This window comes from Paraburkholderia tropica, from assembly GCF_014171495.1.
In the GTDB taxonomy this organism is placed as follows: Bacteria; Pseudomonadota; Gammaproteobacteria; order Burkholderiales; family Burkholderiaceae; genus Paraburkholderia; species Paraburkholderia tropica.
On record NZ_CP049138.1, the window covers coordinates 364,168 to 381,954 of the forward strand.

The following is a 17,787-nucleotide window of genomic DNA, read 5'->3' on the forward strand; positions in this document are numbered from 1 at the left end:
GGCTTGCCGGATGGTCATTTCGCCCATCCGGCAGCGTCCCTGCAAGTCCGGGCCGAAAGCGTACGTCTGCTCAAGGACGGCGCCGGATGGAATCCGGCAACTTCCGCCACGGCAGATCGCCTGGGTCAGCCGCGGCTGCGCCCCGCGCCTTCGCGATCACGACGTCGGTCTGTTCATTTTCGACAAGCGGTACGAAGTCAGCTCTGAAATGGTTACTGCTTTTGACGACGATGATTTTCATCTGCTCCGGATGCACGCCAACGAAACGAAACAGTTCACGGTCCTGCGCTCCGATCTTTCCACTTGCGACCACTACCAGCACGCCGCCAGTCTCGACGCATGCGCTTGGCCCCAATCCGGCAACGAACCCCGTCATCTTTGGGCCCTTGAAAGTGACCCGCCCATCGCTGACTGCTCTCACGGTGAATTCGGAGGTCACCGGCGGATCGGTTGGACCATCCCAAAGCTCCGTGGCATGGCCCAGACTGGCGCGAAACGTTGCACCGACGCCGGCCTGAACCGCCGCAGCCGCAAATCGAGCGTCGTACATCACACCTAGCGTCACCCGATGGGGGAAACGTTCGCCGGCTCGGGCATTCAGCAGTGCGTGCAGCATGCCGGTGGTCGATGCCGTACCTCCGGCGCCGGGGTTGTCCTGAGTGTCTGCTATCACAACCGGAGCGTTGCTTTCGACGGCGCGCGCCATCGCTTCCTGCACCGCATCGTCCGCGCAAAGTATTTCAAGCCGCCATTGAGCGGGCTCGCCCGCAAGCGATGCGAGCTCCTCGACGACAGTCGAAGCGCTCTCTCCCACGCTCCAGATCATGGGCGCGCATTCGGCAAAGTCGGCCGCCGGAAAGGCCATGCAAAAGCTCGACATCGTTCCATGCTCTGTATCCAGTGCACGCAGCCGTTCATAGATCCGCTTCGCCGGTCCCGTTGTCGTATTCTGAGAATTCAGCGGAATAAGGAATGGGAGCCGCTTCCAGACAACCGGTTCCCGACGTCCATGCGCCATACGGCGCGACAGGAGCTCACCGGCCAGTTCGCCTGTCTCTACGTAATCGACGTGCGGATAGGTGCGGAACGAAACCATGCCATCCGCACTTCGGAGCATCCTCTCGGTGACATTTGCATGCAGATCCAGACTCACCACAATCGGCATGTTTTCGCCCACCAGTTGCCGAACACGGCCGATCAGTTCCCCTTCGGTATCGTCTTCGTTCTCGGCAACGCCAGCGCCGTGGAGATCCAGGTATACGGCGTCGAACCCGCCGGCTTTCACGTCATTGCATATCTCATTGCAAATGCGCTCAAAGGCGTCCTCGGTCACATACGAAGACGGGACAGCGCCGCACCACAAACTCGGTATGATCGACCATCCCTTCGATCGCGCGTAGCGCAAAAATCCCGTAGCCGGCATCGCGACCGCGTCCATCGTTTCGAGCATCTGTTGGCCTCGAACGGGTGCGGGGAACGCTTCGCCTTTTTCGAAAGCCGTCCAGTCGGCCTTATCGAGCGCAAACGTATTGGTTTCATGTTTATAACCGGCGACCAGAACCTTCATAAGTCTCTCCTTGCTGATTTCCTGAAACGTATGTCTCTCGACTGTCGTGTGCAAACAAGACATCGGACTGCTTTAAAAGAAGTGAAAGATGCCGATGCTGGCACCGAACTGACCCGCTCCCTGCAAAGTCTGGGTCTGAAGGTCCAGCCCCATGTTGCTAAGACGGGTATTCCAGACTTTGCCGACGTTGCCGTACACGCCCGTCGATTTTGATAGCCGGTACTGCGTCTGAAGCGCGACCATCGTGGGCCGGGCATCCTCACCAGCAACCCGCTGGTGATACGCGCCGACAGTCCCCGTCCACGCAGGCGTAAACTGCTCGGTAACGCCTCCCCAGTACAGATTCGAGTTTTCGTTGCCGGCCTGCGCGACCGTCCTTAGATGGCGGTAGCCTGCGAACAGCGACGTGCCGTCCCACTTATATCTGAGGGCCGCGGCGATGCGCTCAGCCCGTTGCGGTGTACCGGAAGACGCTGCCGGGACCGCCGAAGGCACAAACAACCCCAAACCGTATTGCGCTGAAGTCATGGGGCCATGGATGTTGTCGTACACGATCCCGGCCATCAATTGCCGGGCGGTGTAGTCAGCAGACGCGGCGAATTCCTTGGAGCGAGAGCCTGATCCGGCCGTTCCGTTGATCGTGCTTTCCACGCTGGCGCTGCCAAAGCTGTATTGGACATTTTCGTGGAACGGCCCATCCGAGCGCGTGTATCTGACCGCATTGTCCATGCGCGACACCATTCCGCCATCCATGGTCCACAGGCTTACGTTGGAACCTTGCAGCGGATCGAGATAGCCGATCACGTCGTAAAGAGGCGTATAGACCCGGCCGAGAATGATCCTGTTATTGCTGTTCTGAATCCCTACCCACGCCTGTCTCCCGAAAAGACGCCCGCCTTGTATCGATGTACCGTTGTAGGGATTGAAGCCGCCTTCGAGCCTGAAAACAGCCTTGACGTCGCCACCCAGTCCTTCAGAACCCATCAAACCGAACGAATTGGAGTAAATCTCCGCAGGCCCTGACTGCACCGCCGAATGCGATGTCTTGTTCGCGTTCGTCAGATACTCGATACCTTCGTCCAGCGTTCCGAACAAGGTGACGCTGCTCTGGGCGTCCGAAACAGCCGGAACTACCAAAAAGATCGACAGGCACAGGTTAGCCAGCCATTTTTTTGACTTTTCATTGCACATCGCATATGAGTAGTTATACGAAATATACAGACTAAGCATGTCTATCGCCCTAAATCTGGACTTCCGTTCGCGTGATCTATATGTTTCCCGAGACGGACTGCTGCGGCAGAGAATCGACCGGATTCATCCGCGTCTTCCTGGTCGAAGAAAGGTAGATAGAGACCGCAGCGCCGGCCGCCGACACACCCAATACCATTACGAATGCCGTGAGCAGGCCGTGTGGGTTTTCCTTCATCCGATCGCTCAACACGCCCACCGACCACGGTCCGATACTCGCGCCCAACATGTAGTTGAAAGTCATGAACACACCGGTCGCGCGACCTCGCATACGATTGGGAACCGCGAGTTGAATGGGAGCGACCATAAAGGTCGTGACGACGGAAAAAATGATGACCTGCGACGCGTAAAACAAATAGGCAAGGCTAGCCGTGTCGACGAAAATGAACGCTACGGCCAGCGGAATCTGGACTGCCCACATCGCCGACATTCGCTTGAGCAGCGAACTCAAGAGATCGCGATTTTCGAGCTTTCGCAAGAGAAGCTGTGACGCAACACAGCCGCACAAACCGACCGCCAGAAAGATGGCGCCCAACGGGCGCCCAATCGTCGCCGCGGTCCCAAAGCCCTCGCGGATCATCAGACTTGGAAACCAGGTCAGAAGCACGAACAGTCCGGACGTGCTGAAAACAAATGCAGCGAAGTAAAACAACAGCATTGGGCTACTGAAGATGAACTGCAAAGTCGCCCGGGTTGACGTATCGATCTCCTGCCCGGACTCGTGACGTTTCGGCTCCTGCAGCGCAAGGATGAGTGCCGCCAGCAGGATACCGGGGAGTCCCAGAACGAGAAAAACCGACTGCCATGGCTCGAGATGTCCGATCAACGGCACATCCATCCCGCCAGCAGTGGTGAAATGGCGCAGTGCCATACTGCCGAGAATAAGGGCCATCCCTCCTCCCACATAAGGGCCGACGTTGTACACCGAGGTTGCTCTCAATAGCGCTCGCCCGGACAGCATGTCTGAGAGAATCGAGTACGACGCTGGCGAGCAGCCCGCTTCGCCAATCGCTGTGCTTGTGCGTGCAACGAAAAGCTGAATAAAGTTTCCTGCCAGCCCGCACGCCGCCGTCGCGAGGCCCCAGAAAGCGACGCACACGGCAGCAATCCCGACTCGGTGAAACCTGTCTACCAGCACGCCCAGGACGATACCGGAGCATGCGTAAAACGCGCCGAATGCCAGCCCCTGCAGCATGCCGATTTCTGAATCTGTTAATGAGAATGCGTGTTTGATCGGTTCGAGAAGCAACGGCAAGATCTGCCGATCCATGTAAGAGAGGGAAAAAGCCAATGCGAGCAAGATCGTCGTCAGTGCGACGCCCCGCTTCGGCGTGGGACGCGTTTCACCTCGCTTTACTGATTCCATTGATTACCTCCTGCGTCTATATTTTTGATACGTTTGAGTTAAATGGTTGTCGCCTCGACGGAGGGTGGTCGATGCGCATGTTTCCGTTCGGTTCACGATTCGCCTGATCCGCGTTCGTCATGCAGGCCATTGGCAGAAGCGCGGCGCGCGTATTGGAAGCTAAGTTAAAAGACCAAAATAGCCGTCAGTTCACTTCAAAGGACAATCTGTTTGCATTTTGGGACAGGCAGGGGAAGTACCGAAGTACCGAGTGGGTCGCACGAAAACACGCAAGCTCTGTCCCGGCGTTGTTTCGTGGATGCCGTCGACAGAAATTCAGTGAAACCAGGGTATTCGGGCGATGCCGGATCGCGGCCGAAGCGCAAACCCGTTGGGCGAGCGCTTCAGCCGGAATGACGAGTGCTACTGCTGTAACGGAAGAAACTGCTCGACGAGCCGCGTCCAGTAGGCCGCGCCCACGGTGAGATTGTCGTCGTTGAAATCGTAGGATGCGTTGTGCAGAGTGCGCGAGTGTTCGCCGTTACCCAATCGCAGAAAGCAGCCCGGCTTTTCCTGAAGGTAGTAGGCGAAGTCTTCGCTGCCGGCAAACGGGGCGAAGTCGCTAATAACACGGTGTTCCCCGACCAGTTCGCGTGCAACCGCGAGCGCCAGGTCGGTTTCCTTCCTGCTATTCACAAGCACTGGATAACCTGGGACGTAGTCGATTTCAACGCGCGCGCTGTGGGCATCTGCATGAACTTGTGCAAGCGTCCGTATGCGTGCCTCTATCAGCTTGCGGGTTTGCGCATCGAAAGAGCGAACGCTGATCTGCAGATGAGCACTACCGGGAATCACATTGGCCACCGCTCCCGCGTTGAACGAACCGACCGTCACCACTGCAGCCTGCATCGGGTCTACGCTGCGCGACACTACGGTCTGCAGCGCCATTACCAGTTGCGAGCCAATCACGATCGGATCCACCGCGAGATGCGGGCGCGCAGCGTGGCCACCGTAACCATCGATCACGATGTCCACCGTGTCGCACGCCGCCATGAACGGGCCGCCACAAAACATGAAGTTACCGGCCGGATAACCCGGCTGGTTATGTAGTCCAAAGATCGCCTCGCAGGGAAAACGCTCGAACAGGCCGTCCTCGATCATCCGCTTTGCTCCGCTGTCCGACAGAATCTCCTCCGCCGGCTGGAAAACCAGATGCACCGTTCCGTCGAAACGACGAGTGCGAGCAAGATGGCGCGCGGCACCGAGCAGTATGGCCGTGTGGCCGTCGTGTCCGCATGCATGCATCTTTCCGGGTTCGGCACTAGCGTAGGGCAGACCGGTTTCCTCGACGATCGGGAGCGCATCCATGTCGGCGCGCAACGCGACGGCACGTGGACTGTTCCCCGCCTTGAGTGTAGCCACCATGCCCGTTCCGCCAATGCCGCGGGTCAGCCTGTAACCCCAGTGCTCCAGACGCTCTGCCACGAGCTCCGACGTACCGGTTTCCTCGTATGCCAGTTCCGGATGCCGATGCAGGCGGCGGCGAATACTACTCAGCTCGTCATGCAGATCGAGCGTGTCGTCGAGAACACAAAGGGGCTGCGTCGATGTCATAAGTGAAGTGTGATGTAAGTTATGCGAGGTCCGCGATGACGAAGTGGCGGTACCGGTGCAAGCGTTACCAGGCATGCCATCTTCACAATGGCGTTCAATCTAAACGCGTCGATGATTTCGCAATTGACGATCTGAGACATATAGTTGTCCGTACGGGACAACGGCGACGGAGTGTTGCCCCTGTACGGGGGAACTTGTTGAGGTACGCGGCGTAGGCTCCCAGGACGCCTCGCATCGGGCCTACGAAAGCAATCCGGCGAGCTTCCGCGTCGCGAAGCGTGCCTATGCTGGCATCAAGACCTGCCCCAGAGTGACCGGTCAGGCAGCGAGTCTCGCATCGATATTATCGGGCTCCGGCCAGGCTCGACGGATCGTGGCCGGAGGTTGGTAGCAATGCGCGCTGTCGAGTCGCCGCTCGTTGTAGAACTACCGGCAGCATTCGATGAGCATCCTGGCCCCGGCGCGACTGCGGAACCATTCGCGGTTTGGCAATCCGTCGCGCAGCCTGCCGTTTAAGCCTTCAATAACCCGCTTTGCCATGGACTGTCAGACGCAATGAAGGTCTGGCCGATTGCGGCGTCTCGCAACCAGCGCACGACCTTGGCGGCGGTGAATTCGGCGCCGTTGTCCGGCCGTATGAATGCGAGAGTTTGCTGTACAGCTGCATGATCGACAGCGTCAGGATCACATCTGCGAATACAGGCGGGCACCGACCTCGATCGCTCGACACTCGTCGATTACGCATAGCATCTTCTACGCGCGGCCATCCACCGGGAGGTTCCCGGCCTCGCGATCGGCGGTGAGCGTGGCGTTTCGTGCAAGCGGCGTCGCCTGGACGACGCGTCGATCCGTGCCTGAAAAGTGGATGTCGCGCAGTTAGAGGGGCGAAGATAATGGTGTCTTCACTATCCCTCTACCTTGACATGCATCTCGGACTCGAGCGCTGATGTCGCTGTCCTTGACCGTCCAATGACGACCGAGCCAAACGTAGAGCGCGACAGTCCCGCGTAATGCTCGCAGGCAAACGGGCCACGCCCTGCGCTCCCGAAACAGGAATGTGTTGGTCACGATGACGGTTCCTGGCTTGAGAGTCTCGTCAGGAAAGTCACCCACCTTCGCCATAAACCCCGGCATCAGATTCATGACTACCTTGCCAGCAAACGCCAATCTGCTGTCGAGGACCTGCGGCGCTAACAGATCCATTTGGTCGACCACGGCACACCGGCCGTGCCGCTTAATCGTATGTGCACCGCGTTACCATCTCCAAACCGGGCCTCGAGGCCTTCGATGTCGCGGTCGGCATCCAGTACTACTGCAGAACAGAGCGGCGCGGCGATGAAAGATAAACTTGCAAGTTTATCTTTCATCTAATATAGTGCGGCTATGACAGTCGATTCCTCCCTGGACATTGTTGCGAAGGATCTCACGGCAGCGATCAGTCGATTGCTGCGGCGACTACGCGCTGAATCCAACCCGACCGAGTTGGCCCTTTCCCAGATGGGCGTCCTGGCTCGTCTGGAACAAGGCGGCCCCATGACCACTGCGGATCTCGCTCGTGCAGAACTGATGAAGCCGCAGTCGATGGGCGTCATTCTGGCGAGTCTTGAGCAGGAAGGACTGATCGAGCGTCGATCTCACCCGACGAATCGTCGCCAGATCCTTTTTGCGTTGACCGAGACTGGCATGGCGGTGAGAACCAGCCACCGCGCCATGAAGCGTAACTGGTTGGTCAGTGCCCTCGGCCAACTCGATCCCGCGGACCTGCAGGCGCTTGTCGCGGCAACCGCGATCATCCGGCAGATTGGCGATTCCTGACCTTCGCTCGTACTACCGCCGTTGGCGGTGCAGAGCCAGATCGATTTCAATTTATTAGGATACCTATATGGCTGCAACTCAACTGGACCTCAAAACTGCGCTGATCGTCATCGACCTGCAGAAGATCGTTGCATCGATTCCCACTGCCCATCCCTTCACGAACGTACTGGAAAACGCCAGTAATCTGGCGGCAACTTTCCGCCAGCACGGTCTTCCCGTCGTGCTGGTAAACGTCGTCGGAATGGCGCCGGGCCGGACTGAGCAGCATCACGCGGGCGGCGCGCTCCCGCCGGACTGGTCCGAGCTGCTGCCGGAGCTGGATAGGCAACCGCAGGATCATCTCGTATCCAAGAGAACCTGGGGGGCGTTCACCAGCACCGGCCTTGAGACGCACCTCAAATCCGCCGGGGTCACCCAGGTAGTGGTCTGCGGCGTTGCGACAAGCGTGGGTGTGGAGTCAACCGCGCGGCAAGCACATGAACTCGGCTTCAACGTCACTCTCGCAGTGGACGCCGTGACGGATATTAGTGCGGAAGCGCACGCCAATAGCCTTGAGTGGATTTTTCCGCAACTCGGCGAGACGGGCACATGCAGGGAGATTGCCAATCTCCTTTCAAAAAGGAGTACCTGAAATGTCCTCGCTTTTCCTGCTTGCTTATTTCTTCGGCGGTTTCTTCCTGGCAAACGCTGTGCCGCACGTCGTGAGCGGCATGATGGGACGGCCATTTCAGAGCCCGTTCGCCAAGCCGCCCGGAGAAGGCTTGTCGTCATCGAGCATCAACGTGCTCTGGGGTTTCTTCAATATTGTTATCGGTTACCTGCTGGTCTGTCGCGTCGGCGATTTCCAGTTGAGGGATACGGCAGACATTCTCGCTTTGGGTGCCGGCGCATTCCTGATCTCATTGTTCTCGGCACGGCATTTCGGCCGTTTCAATGGCGGCCATGTCACAAACCTCTCCTAGAAAAGCCGTTGATACCGCGGACGCGCCTGCAACGGACCGGCTTGATCCCGCAGTCTGGAAAATTGCCGGCGTCGCTCTGTTCGGGGCGTTGCTCGCCCAGCTCGACGCGACGATCGTCAACGTCTCACTGTCGAACCTCGCGGTGAAACTCAACAGCAGCCTTTCGACGATCCAGTGGGTCACGAGCGGTTATTTGCTGGCACTCACTCTGGTTCTGCCGCTGAACGGATGGCTGGTCGACCGCATCGGCGCCAAGGCGCTCTACCTGTGGTGCTTCTCCGCGTTTGCGCTGTGCTCGGCGCTGTGTGGCGTTGCCTGGTCGGCGCCCTCGCTAATCGGGTTCCGCGTCCTGCAGGGCGTCAGCGGCGGGCTCCTCGCGCCTATGACGCAGATGATGATCGCTCGGGCTGCGGGCAAGCACATGGCCCGCGTAGCAGGCTATATGGCGCTTCCTGTGCTGCTGGCCCCGGTCCTGGGTCCCATCATCGCTGGCGCCATCCTGCAATATGCGTCCTGGCGCTGGCTGTTTCTGGTCAATCTGCCGGTTGGCGGCATTGCACTTCTGCTTGTGCTCCTGTTCCTCCCGAACGACCAAAGTGAGACGACGCGGCGAACGTTGGACTGGTCCGGTCTCGCGTTGCTCTCACCCGGGTTGGCAATGTTTCTATATGGCTCCGGGCGCCTCGACCACACGGCGGGGCGCGTTATTCTGGCAGTCGGCATCGCGATGATGGCAGCCTTCCTTCATGCGGCGCGGCGAAAAGGCGACGCTGCGCTGATCGATTTGCGGCTGTTCGAGGGTCACGTCTTCTCCACCGCAGCCATCACGCAATTTCTATCGAACGGCGGCATGTTCGCTGGCCAGATGCTCATCCCTGCCTTTTTGATCCAGGCGTGCGGCCGCGCGCCCGGTGAAATGGGCTGGATGCTCGCGCCGCTTGGCATCGGCATGATGCTCACCAACCCCTTCATGGGCGCGCTGACGGACAGATTCGGCATTCGGCGCGTGTCTGCGGCAGGTGCCCTCCTGACACTGGTCGCTACACTTCCCATGCTGTACCTCGCGGCCCACGGGCTGAATCTGCTGGTTCTCGTACCCGCTCTGTTTTTACGGGGACTGGGCATGAGCGGCGTAGGCCTGCCATCGCTGAGCGCCGCCTATGCTTCAGTTCGCCGGGAGCAATTGCCGATGGCGACAACTTCGCTCAACATCGTCCAGCGCCTCGGTGGACCGACGATGACGACGCTGTGCGCCACGTTTCTAGCGTGGAAGCTAAGATCCGCCGTCAATGGCCATGCAGTTTCAAGCGCGTATGCGTGGGCGTTTCTGGTTCTCTGCGGTATTCACGCCTTTGCATTTATCGCGGCGGTTCAACTGCCGCGTCGCCTAGACGACGTGTCAATCCGCGACTGAATGGTGGATTTCGTGCAGTGAGAGACGAAAAGATGACTGTGTTTTCGTATCCCCTTGGCCTTGAACGTGCATCTCAGACCCGGGCGCTGGCGTCGCCGTCCCTGACCGCCCAATGACGACCGGACCAAATATAGAGGGCGATGGTCCCCCGTATACCTCAGCCATCCGCCGGAAGCCGCCTGTCATTTGATGGTTGATTTGTAGGTCGTAAAAAAAATAAAACCCCGCAGAGCCTTGACTCTGCGGGGTTCCACGGCAATTGCTGGCGGAGACGGTGGGGTTCGAACTCGCCAGCGAATCACGCCGAGCCATTCAGACTATCTTTCAGCATATCGGTATAGCGGGTTCTAGACAGCGCAACGACATTTTGCCTCCACGCGAATCGAATGTTGCGCGAGGCTTTTCTTTGATCCACCGATCTACCATATCCGCCCACGCCTGAAGCATCGTTCTTCGCTGATCCGCATATTCCGCTTTGTTGTAGATCGCGCGTACACCACGCTGTTCGTGCGCAAGGCATTTCTCTATCCAGTCTGTGTTAAATCCCGCTTCATGCAACAGCGTGCTCGCCGTGCGACGTAGGTCGTGCACGGTAAATGATTCAAACTCGTCGCCCCTGTCATTGATCAGCTTCACCGTGCTATCGATCACCCGATTCAGGGTCGCTGCGCTAATCGGAGAGGCGGTCTCATATCTTCCTGGGTGCAGGTACATGCTAGCCCCAAAACAAGTCTTGAAGGCCACGAGGATCTCCAACGCCTGTTCGCTCAAGTAGACTCGATGAGGCCGCCCAGCCTTCATTCGCTCCTTGGGGATGGTCCAGGTTGCAGCCTCAAAATCAACCTCGTCCCAAGTAGCGTCGATAAATTCCGATTTACGAACAAGCGTCAGCAGCATGAACTTGACTGCGAGACGTAACGTCGACATGGTGGCTACCTGCTCGAGGACATTGAAGAAGACATGAATCTCTTCCGGGTTCAGCGCCCTGTCCCGCGCTTTGAATGTGGCGATCGCACTGGGTCTGATAGACGCAGCCGGGTTGTCGACCTTGATTCCCCTCGCCTGCACGAAGCGAAATACCTGCAGCACGATTTCCCTTGCGTGGATCGCCTGAGCAGCGGCACCACGCGCCTTGATCTTCTCGCATCGCGCCATTAGTCGAGCCGGCGTGATTTCCTCCAGCTTCAGCTTGCCAAATTCCGACGCGAGGTTGCGCTCGTACACGGACTTGCGCATCGAGCGCGTTGAATCGGCCAGAGCGGCTTCTGCGAAATACTTCTCTGCCCAGTTTCCAAACGTGAAGGCGTCGTTGGCTTGCACCCGCTTTTCGACTTTCGAGCGCGAGGGACTGTTTCCTTGCTGGATCTCCCTCCGAGCTTGGGCATGCAAAAGGCGAGCTTCCGCGAGGCTGACCGACATACCAAAACTTAACTGATCCGATTCGCGCAGTTTCCGGGCCGGTGCTTGCGGATCATACCGGCCAATGACCAAGGTTTCTCGGCGGCCATTTACTCGATAGTCGTACCGGAAACTCATCCCACCAGAAGGCATTACCGCGACGTACAGCCCTTGCTGGTCAGCCACCTTGTAGATTTTTTCGCCCGGTTTCAGCGCCCGTAATTGCATATCGGTGAGCATACAGCCTCCTCGAACGTATACCGTCAACCGATACCGTCACAGCAGCTTGACGGTATCGGGCAAGGCCGTCCGAGGAGGGAATATCGATACCGTCAACAGTACCGACATCCTCGCTTGGCATTGCCCGGATCACCACGGATCAGAGCGGACAATAACCTCATGTTTTTAAAAGGGAAAACACGAAAAACCGGAGCTCCCGGAACGACTTGGGAACAGTCTAGGTCATTCCCATAATGCCGTTCTCAAGGAGGAATGACAGTACGCAGGTTTGCGGGCTGAGTCCCGCGATGTGAGCAATCGGCGCCAGAATGGGCATGCTGATAGCCGCCTTGCCAGAGGTCGAGGGCACCAGCAGGTCAAGAATCGCCTCAATAGCCATGATGCCGACTGCGACCACTGCGGGCGGCTTGCCCGTCACCAAAGACGCAAGCTTGTCGATGACGGTGTCCAGGACCATGCTGCGCTGGAGAATTAGTTCAATCGTGGCTGCAAGTCCGATGAGCAACGCAGCGAGCATCATGCCCTTCATCCCCTGAACGAACGCGTCGGCCGCTTCCCTCGCGGTGAGTCGGCCCGCAACAGCAATCGCGATCGCGATCGCGAGGAAGATATAAGACGCGCTCAATTCGCCGTTGTGCCACTTGAATTCCGGAGCGGCCCACACAAGAATGACTGTCGCCAACGCGATGACGCCCAGAACGAACTTCTGCGAGCGCGTGATGGCAGCTTCGACCGGGAGCGACGTAAGGACTTCATATTTGTCATGACGCAGGCGGAACACAAAGTAGCCGACAGCTGCGAAGATGGCGATGACAAATACAGCCAGACGTACAGAGGCACCACTGAAGAGAGGAACGCCGGCGATACCTTGTGCGACGGGAAGCACAATCGGATTATGGATTCACCAACCTTGGTGTGACGTTGTGTTCGGTATTACAGTGGCACGGCCACATTTTTAGACATTTCGAGGTAACCTGAATCCCATTAACGGCGAAATATAGATTGCCGCTGCGTTTTCAATAAAACATAGGTATTGACAGTCATGCAAAAAAATCCTCGTCGCGGCACTTACCGGCGCGGCTTTCATTTTGGGCGCCTGCGCATATATTCCTCGGCCGGGCCCCGTCGGGAACCCAGCCGTACCGCCACCTGCGAAGCCGGTAGATCTGAGCAAATATATGGGCCGTTGGTATGAACAGTTTCGCTATGAAGCGTCATTCGAAAAGGATATGGACGAGGTCACTGCCGAGTACTCACTCAACGAGGATGGTACGGTGAAGGTGGTCAATCGCGGCCGAGTAGAGGATGACCCCAGCGCGTTCAGACAATCGGTCGGCAAGGCGAAAGTCGTTGATCGGGCAACAAATGCGAAACTGAAAGTATCTTTCTTCGGACTATTCTATGGAGACTACTGGATTCTCGATCACGGCGACGACTATGAATGGTCGATCGTCGGAGAGCCGTCGGGGCGGTACCTATGGGTGCTCACGCGCGCAGCGCACTCCTCGCCTGACATGCTTGATCGCCTGCAGGCGCGCGTAAGAGCACTCGGATACGACTGGGCGCTTGTTCGGGTTACGAGACATTGATGCAAGGCAGCTGCTGATGTGAGGCGGTAGCTGCAGCATCGCGTCGAATTTCGGTAGAGCCTGGGTTAAACGAATCCGTAAGATGCCGTCGCCGGCGGTAATTACCGCCCCTGAAATCCACTTTTTTCAAGCGTCTCAGTCACGATCCGCATCAGTTCTTGTGCTGGATATGGTTTGTCCAGCACAGCAACGAACAATTCCGGGTGTTGCCGCGCGGACGCTCCTTGTGCAGCGCTGGAAAGGATGACAGGAACGTGCATGACAGCGTGGTCTGCCTTGATCGCGCGCGCAAGCTCCAGACCCGTCATCAATGGCATCATGTAGTCCGTGATGACGAGGTCCGGAACAATACGTACGATAAGCTCAAGCGCTTCGGCTCCATTGCGGGCGCTATGGACGACGTATCCCGCGTCCTCCAGAAAAAAGGACAGGAAATCCGTGATCAAGGTCTCGTCGTCAACTACTACTATGGTCGCCATTGCGGCTCACTCCCGTTACCTGCCGTCAGCAGACGGCACGCAGCCCTTCCAGCGACATTTTAATTTTCGGGGGTGCCTGATGTAGCGATGCCACGATCCCCGAGCGTTCCGTGAATGGCATCCGGGATGATGAGCTTCGTGATTGTCGGCGCGAATGCACTGTCCCTGATCTTGATAACTTTCATGCCAGGATACAGCGCGTCACCCGCTTCCTCAAGCTGCATGCCAATGACATTGTCGAATAGGCTCAGCATTTCTGGCGGCGCCGAATTCAGTGCCGTCGCGGTCAGCTCCCTCGTTTCCCATGTACACACCGTCGTAACGTCCAGAACACGTAACTGGTTCGTCAATGCAGCAAGAAATTCGGTGAAGCGAGGACGCTCAACACTCGCCCTTTCGAAACCCGCAAGCCCATCTATGACGAGCCTGCGCATTCCGCGTGCCCGAACTGCATCAAGCAACTGGTATGCCAGTTTGTCGATGACGTTCTCGGTCAACGGGTTCCACAAAACAGCCACCGCACCTGAGGCGATAAGCGTCTCCAGTTCTATCCCCAGAGCCTTTGCCTTACTGGCAAGACGCGCGGGGCTCTCGTAGAAGCCAAAGTGCAGCGCTGGTGCTTCAGGCGTCGCCAACCGTAGAAAATTGAGACCAAAACTGGTCTTGCCACTTCCACCCGGACCCACCACGGCCGTAGCGGAGTTTGCGGGCAGGCCGCCGTGTACTCGCAGGTCAAGCTCGCCGACACCACTGGAGACCCGGTCCTGCGGAGCACGGTCCTGACCAACAGGTCGACCATACAGGGATTCGAGCCGCGGATAGACCGTGACCCCCTGATTGGAAATCTCATAGTGATGGAGACCTCCAAGCGAGGCACTTCCACGCGATTTGGTTATCCGCAGCCGTCGTACGGTACGCGAGCCGAACAATTCCTCCTCTAGTTGAACCACACCATCGACCATCGTGTGCTCCGGGCTTGATTCGTCGATGCGCGCGCTGGTCAGAAACAGGACCGTGCAGCCACTGAACGACGCATGCCCCTGCAGTTCCGCGACAAAGGCCTTCACGTCGAGTGAGCTATGCGTGCTTTCGCGCGCGTTGAGCAGCCCATCCAGGATGAGCATCGAGGCCCCTTGGCGCGCCATCTCCTTGCGGAGCAGCTCAACCAGCGCGCTCAGACCGTCGACGCGAAGCGTTCGGAACAGACTCAGATACGTTATTTCCTTACCAACGAGCTCAGCATCGTAGAAGTCAAGTATCGCGAGTGATTGAAAGAGGCGATCGTGGGACTCTGCGAGGAGCGTGATGTAGAGAATTTTGCTTCCCGCACGAGCCTGCGCGAAGGCAATCTGGTTTGCCAGGATCGTCTTGCCGGCACCCGGTCGCCCCTGAAGGATATACGCGGAACCAGCAATCAACCCGCCGCCCAGAATTGGGTCAAGTCCGGGCACATCGCTCTTCAGGCGAGTCAGGTTATGGTGCATCGCGTTTAGGTTCCGACGTTGGTGGTTGCCGAGGGGGCGGCAGAAAGGGGCATCAAGTGCCACAGTTTCAGGGGCAACAGAGAACGGGCAATCATCCACGCGCAACTGTATCCACGCACGATTATGCGCCAAACATGCTATCCATCGCCACCGATGGGTGCAGGCGCACTACGGCGATGTACGCCACAGCCAGCGACTCATCGGGAAGGCCCACGGCTACCGTCGCCAATCGACGCGCCGTACATGAACTGGTTCGAAGCTACCCGATGGCACACGGCTTTGCGGCGGAACAGTAGAAGCGGACGGCAATGCCTTGAGGTCGCAATCCATCAGGACGCGCGCGCCTGCGCAGCGACGAGGCCGCGTCACCTCTGGATCACCATACGCAACCAGGCTTTCCAGATCGCCCACCCTCTCAGCGATGCGCAGCCCGACGTCCGAAAGTGACATCTTCGGCGGATCCAATAACGAATCCCTATTCCCGGTTTTACAGGCGACGTGGCTGTTGAAATGCCTCCCAGCAACCGGGCAGACCAATTGCCGCCAGAATGCTTCTAGCTTCGGCGAAGCCGCTTTCAGGATGGAGCTCAAAGACCCGGTTGAATTCTTCGACGAGTGGTCGGGTACGCTCCGGGACAGGTGCGTCGTGCCCCAGCAACAAGGCGGTTTGTCCAAATTGAACCGGTCCGGCCTTTATCAGCGCGCGCAGCGCGGCATTCGCGCTACCGCGCCCGAACAACTCCATTCCGTATGTACGGATCATGGCGCGTACGATCGATTCCGCAGCGGGCGTAAACGGCGGCATTGTTTTGATCAGGCGCAGATGCGGTGAGCGCACATCAGACGCGGTGAATCGTTCGATACCGTCGATGTCGGCTTCGAGACGTTTCACGGGCAGATCAACGCTAAAGAGCATAAGCCGTATGCGTTCATAATGGCCTTCCCCTGTTCTCCCGGACACATCAGCTAAGCTGACGTAATCCTGAGAGGATGGAATGAGCAGAACAAGAAGGCACTTCACCGACGAATTCAAACGCGAGGCGGTCCGGCTATGCAACGAGCCGGGTGCTGTCGTAACCCAGATAGCGCGCGACCTTGGCATTGGCGAGAATCTGCTGCGCCGTTGGGTCAGGTTGGCGCGAGATGGGGCGCTGGAGATGGACGCCAGCAAGCCACTGCGAGCCGAAGCACTTTCCGAAGTACAGCGCCTGCAGCGCGAGTTGAGGCGGGTCACGATGGAACGCGACATTCTAAAAAAAGCGCTCGGCTACTTCGCGAAGGACCCGCAGTGAAGTACGCCTGGATAGTACGGCAGCGCGGCGTCTGGCCGACTCGGGCCATGTGCCGGTTGCTCGGGGTCTCGCATAGCGGTTTCTACGAATGGCTCGGTCGAGCACCGGGCAAGCGTTCGCAGGAGAATGTTCGACTCGCGCGGCTGGTCCGGGAAAGTTTCGAGTTAAGCGACAAGACCTACGGTAGCCCACGCATCTGGCACGATCTGCGTGCAGCGGGCGAACGCTGTGGAGTGAATCGTGTTGCCCGACTGATGCAGCAGGCTGGATTGCAGGCTCGACAGCGGCGACGGCGCATGCCGGGCAATTCAGGGGCTGCGGCGGCTCACGGCATCGCGCCGAATTACCTGCAACGCCAGTTTGAAGCCGACTCGCCGAACCAGAAATGGGTCGCCGACTTTACCTATATCTGGACTGCGGAAGGCTGGTTGTTCGTTGCCGCCGTGATGGACCTGTACTCGCGCCGCATCGTCGGCTGGTCAATGAGCAATACGATGCACGCAAAGATGGTGGCCGATGCGTTGCTGATGGCGCTCTGGCGTCGAGGGCGACCAGCCGAATTGATACATCACAGCGACCAGGGCAGCCAATACACCAGCGAGGACTTCCAGTCGCTACTCAGGCAGCAAGGCATTACCTGCAGCATGAGTCGTCGCGGTGATTGTTGGGACAATGCCGCGATGGAAAGCTTCTTCAGCACCCTGAAGACAGAGCGTGTGAACCGAAGCGTCTATCGCACGAGGGACGCGGCGCGAGCCGACGTGTTCGATTACATCGAGCGTTTCTACAATCCGCATCGCCGACATTCAACACTGAACTTCCTTAGCCCGGTTCAGTTCGAGCAACGCATGACGGGCTAGTTTACCTGTCCGGAAAAGCGGGGGAAGGCCATAAAGCGCATCGTTGTCGGGAAAGGTGACTGCAGTGTCTGTCATTCTATTTTCCTCGAAGCGGAGGTCAGATGGTTCCGCAGGAACAGCGATCCAGAAGTGGCGACCGTCGAATCCGCAGGTATTCGTCTCGCGTCCATCCAGAAATCGCTGACGGAATCCAGATCTGTCGAACATGTCGGCCCGGAACGACTGAGCATAACCGGATCTGTGCTTCGGGAGATGCCCGCGCCTGTTTCCCCTCATCCGCCAACAGGCGTGGCAAACTAGCGCGGTGCCCAAGTTTCGCTATCAGATTCTGTTGCACATGATGTTCCCTATCGCATCGCGTGCCTGCGCCCCGCGTTCCCGCTGTGGCTCGTGTCGATCCGGAGGCCGTCCGGCAAGCTCTGGCAGCCTCGCCCCCGCACTTCACGGCGAGGACGCCTGCGAGGCGTGCGGTCGCGTAGC

Annotated in this window: 15 protein-coding genes and 1 pseudogene; 6 read left to right on the forward strand and 10 right to left on the reverse strand. The window is 58.2% G+C overall.

Going from position 1 to position 17,787, the window contains the following annotated elements:
* Positions 1-70 precede the first annotated feature (70 nt).
* The 5 genes and pseudogenes from G5S35_RS38785 to G5S35_RS38805 form a co-directional block, all read right to left on the reverse strand.
* Positions 71-1,567: a M81 family metallopeptidase gene (locus G5S35_RS38785; protein WP_183040754.1), complete on the reverse strand. Its 1,497-nt coding sequence runs from the start codon at positions 1,565-1,567 to the stop codon at positions 71-73.
* 72 nt (positions 1,568-1,639) lie between these two features.
* Positions 1,640-2,797 (reverse strand): porin, encoded by a 1,158-nt coding sequence (locus G5S35_RS38790; RefSeq protein ID WP_116611366.1) that lies wholly within the window; start codon positions 2,795-2,797, stop codon positions 1,640-1,642.
* Between the two features lie 37 nt (positions 2,798-2,834).
* Positions 2,835-4,181: an MFS transporter gene (locus G5S35_RS38795; protein WP_183040755.1), complete on the reverse strand. Its 1,347-nt coding sequence runs from the start codon at positions 4,179-4,181 to the stop codon at positions 2,835-2,837.
* A 402-nt stretch (positions 4,182-4,583) separates the two neighbouring features.
* Positions 4,584-5,774: a M20 aminoacylase family protein gene (locus G5S35_RS38800; RefSeq protein ID WP_183040756.1), complete on the reverse strand. Its 1,191-nt coding sequence runs from the start codon at positions 5,772-5,774 to the stop codon at positions 4,584-4,586.
* Positions 5,775-6,092: 318 nt separating this feature from the next.
* Positions 6,093-6,545, reverse strand: a pseudogene (locus G5S35_RS38805) (integrase core domain-containing protein); the annotation flags it as partial.
* 612 nt (positions 6,546-7,157) lie between these two features.
* On the opposite strand from G5S35_RS38805, the gene G5S35_RS38810 reads away from it, so the two are divergent.
* The 4 genes from G5S35_RS38810 to G5S35_RS38825 all read left to right on the forward strand — a co-directional run bounded on the left by G5S35_RS38810 (position 7,158) and on the right by G5S35_RS38825 (position 9,965).
* Entirely contained in the window at positions 7,158-7,589 is a 432-nt protein-coding gene (locus G5S35_RS38810; protein WP_183040757.1) for a MarR family winged helix-turn-helix transcriptional regulator, read from the forward strand.
* 67 nt (positions 7,590-7,656) lie between these two features.
* The gene (locus G5S35_RS38815) at positions 7,657-8,220 is read left to right on the forward strand and encodes an isochorismatase family protein (protein ID WP_011488839.1); all 564 of its coding nucleotides are present in this window, start codon (positions 7,657-7,659) and stop codon (positions 8,218-8,220) included.
* 1 nt (position 8,221) lies between these two features.
* Entirely contained in the window at positions 8,222-8,551 is a 330-nt protein-coding gene (locus tag G5S35_RS38820) for a hypothetical protein (protein ID WP_110328453.1), read from the forward strand.
* A complete protein-coding gene (locus G5S35_RS38825; protein WP_420874562.1) occupies positions 8,523-9,965 on the forward strand; it encodes a DHA2 family efflux MFS transporter permease subunit in 1,443 nt (480 codons plus the stop codon). Before G5S35_RS38820 ends, G5S35_RS38825 begins: the two co-directional genes overlap by 29 nt.
* A gap of 324 nt (positions 9,966-10,289) precedes the next feature.
* Here the strand turns inward: G5S35_RS38825 and G5S35_RS38830 are convergent, their stop codons facing one another.
* Together G5S35_RS38830 and G5S35_RS38835 are read right to left on the reverse strand one after the other, a co-directional pair.
* The gene (locus G5S35_RS38830; protein ID WP_183040758.1) at positions 10,290-11,603 is read right to left on the reverse strand and encodes a tyrosine-type recombinase/integrase; all 1,314 of its coding nucleotides are present in this window, start codon (positions 11,601-11,603) and stop codon (positions 10,290-10,292) included.
* A 217-nt stretch (positions 11,604-11,820) separates the two neighbouring features.
* Positions 11,821-12,489, reverse strand: a complete 669-nt coding sequence (locus tag G5S35_RS38835; RefSeq protein WP_183040759.1) for a Na+/H+ antiporter NhaC family protein — start codon at positions 12,487-12,489, stop codon at positions 11,821-11,823.
* A 202-nt stretch (positions 12,490-12,691) separates the two neighbouring features.
* On the opposite strand from G5S35_RS38835, the gene G5S35_RS38840 reads away from it, so the two are divergent.
* Positions 12,692-13,192 carry a lipocalin family protein gene (locus G5S35_RS38840; protein WP_420874563.1) on the forward strand — a complete coding sequence of 167 codons (501 nt, stop codon included), beginning with the start codon at positions 12,692-12,694 and terminating at the stop codon, positions 13,190-13,192.
* 101 nt (positions 13,193-13,293) lie between these two features.
* On the opposite strand, the gene G5S35_RS38845 is transcribed toward G5S35_RS38840, so the two are convergent.
* From G5S35_RS38845 to G5S35_RS38855, 3 genes are all read right to left on the reverse strand, one after another.
* Positions 13,294-13,671 (reverse strand): response regulator, encoded by a 378-nt coding sequence (locus tag G5S35_RS38845; RefSeq protein WP_074987538.1) that lies wholly within the window; start codon positions 13,669-13,671, stop codon positions 13,294-13,296.
* A 59-nt stretch (positions 13,672-13,730) separates the two neighbouring features.
* Positions 13,731-15,155, reverse strand: a complete 1,425-nt coding sequence (locus G5S35_RS38850) for an RAD55 family ATPase (protein ID WP_183040760.1) — start codon at positions 15,153-15,155, stop codon at positions 13,731-13,733.
* Between the two features lie 487 nt (positions 15,156-15,642).
* The gene (locus G5S35_RS38855; protein WP_237182018.1) at positions 15,643-16,047 is read right to left on the reverse strand and encodes a hypothetical protein; all 405 of its coding nucleotides are present in this window, start codon (positions 16,045-16,047) and stop codon (positions 15,643-15,645) included.
* Positions 16,048-16,150: 103 nt separating this feature from the next.
* On the opposite strand from G5S35_RS38855, the gene G5S35_RS38860 reads away from it, so the two are divergent.
* Positions 16,151-17,307 (forward strand): IS3 family transposase gene (locus G5S35_RS38860; protein ID WP_183040102.1). Its coding sequence is split into 2 segments (ribosomal slippage): positions 16,151-16,418 and positions 16,418-17,307, totalling 1,158 coding nucleotides; the frame shifts between segments, so codons are not numbered across the junction.
* The last annotated feature ends 480 nt before the right edge of the window (positions 17,308-17,787 follow it).

Bases quoted from the DNA above. Each gene is read 5' to 3' on its own strand.
- G5S35_RS38795 (WP_183040755.1), bottom strand. From the start codon at position 4,181: ATGGAATCAGTAAAGCGAGGTGAAACGCGTCCCACGCCGAAGCGGGGC.
- G5S35_RS38850 (WP_183040760.1), bottom strand. From the start codon at position 15,155: ATGCACCATAACCTGACTCGCCTGAAGAGCGATGTGCCCGGACTTGAC.
- G5S35_RS38810 (WP_183040757.1), top strand. From the start codon at position 7,158: ATGACAGTCGATTCCTCCCTGGACATTGTTGCGAAGGATCTCACGGCA.
- G5S35_RS38785 (WP_183040754.1), bottom strand. From the start codon at position 1,567: ATGAAGGTTCTGGTCGCCGGTTATAAACATGAAACCAATACGTTTGCG.
- G5S35_RS38815 (WP_011488839.1), top strand. From the start codon at position 7,657: ATGGCTGCAACTCAACTGGACCTCAAAACTGCGCTGATCGTCATCGAC.
- G5S35_RS38825 (WP_420874562.1), top strand. From the start codon at position 8,523: ATGGCGGCCATGTCACAAACCTCTCCTAGAAAAGCCGTTGATACCGCG.
- G5S35_RS38830 (WP_183040758.1), bottom strand. From the start codon at position 11,603: ATGCTCACCGATATGCAATTACGGGCGCTGAAACCGGGCGAAAAAATC.
- G5S35_RS38790 (WP_116611366.1), bottom strand. From the start codon at position 2,797: ATGCTTAGTCTGTATATTTCGTATAACTACTCATATGCGATGTGCAAT.
- G5S35_RS38800 (WP_183040756.1), bottom strand. From the start codon at position 5,774: ATGACATCGACGCAGCCCCTTTGTGTTCTCGACGACACGCTCGATCTG.
- G5S35_RS38845 (WP_074987538.1), bottom strand. From the start codon at position 13,671: ATGGCGACCATAGTAGTAGTTGACGACGAGACCTTGATCACGGATTTC.
- G5S35_RS38820 (WP_110328453.1), top strand. From the start codon at position 8,222: ATGTCCTCGCTTTTCCTGCTTGCTTATTTCTTCGGCGGTTTCTTCCTG.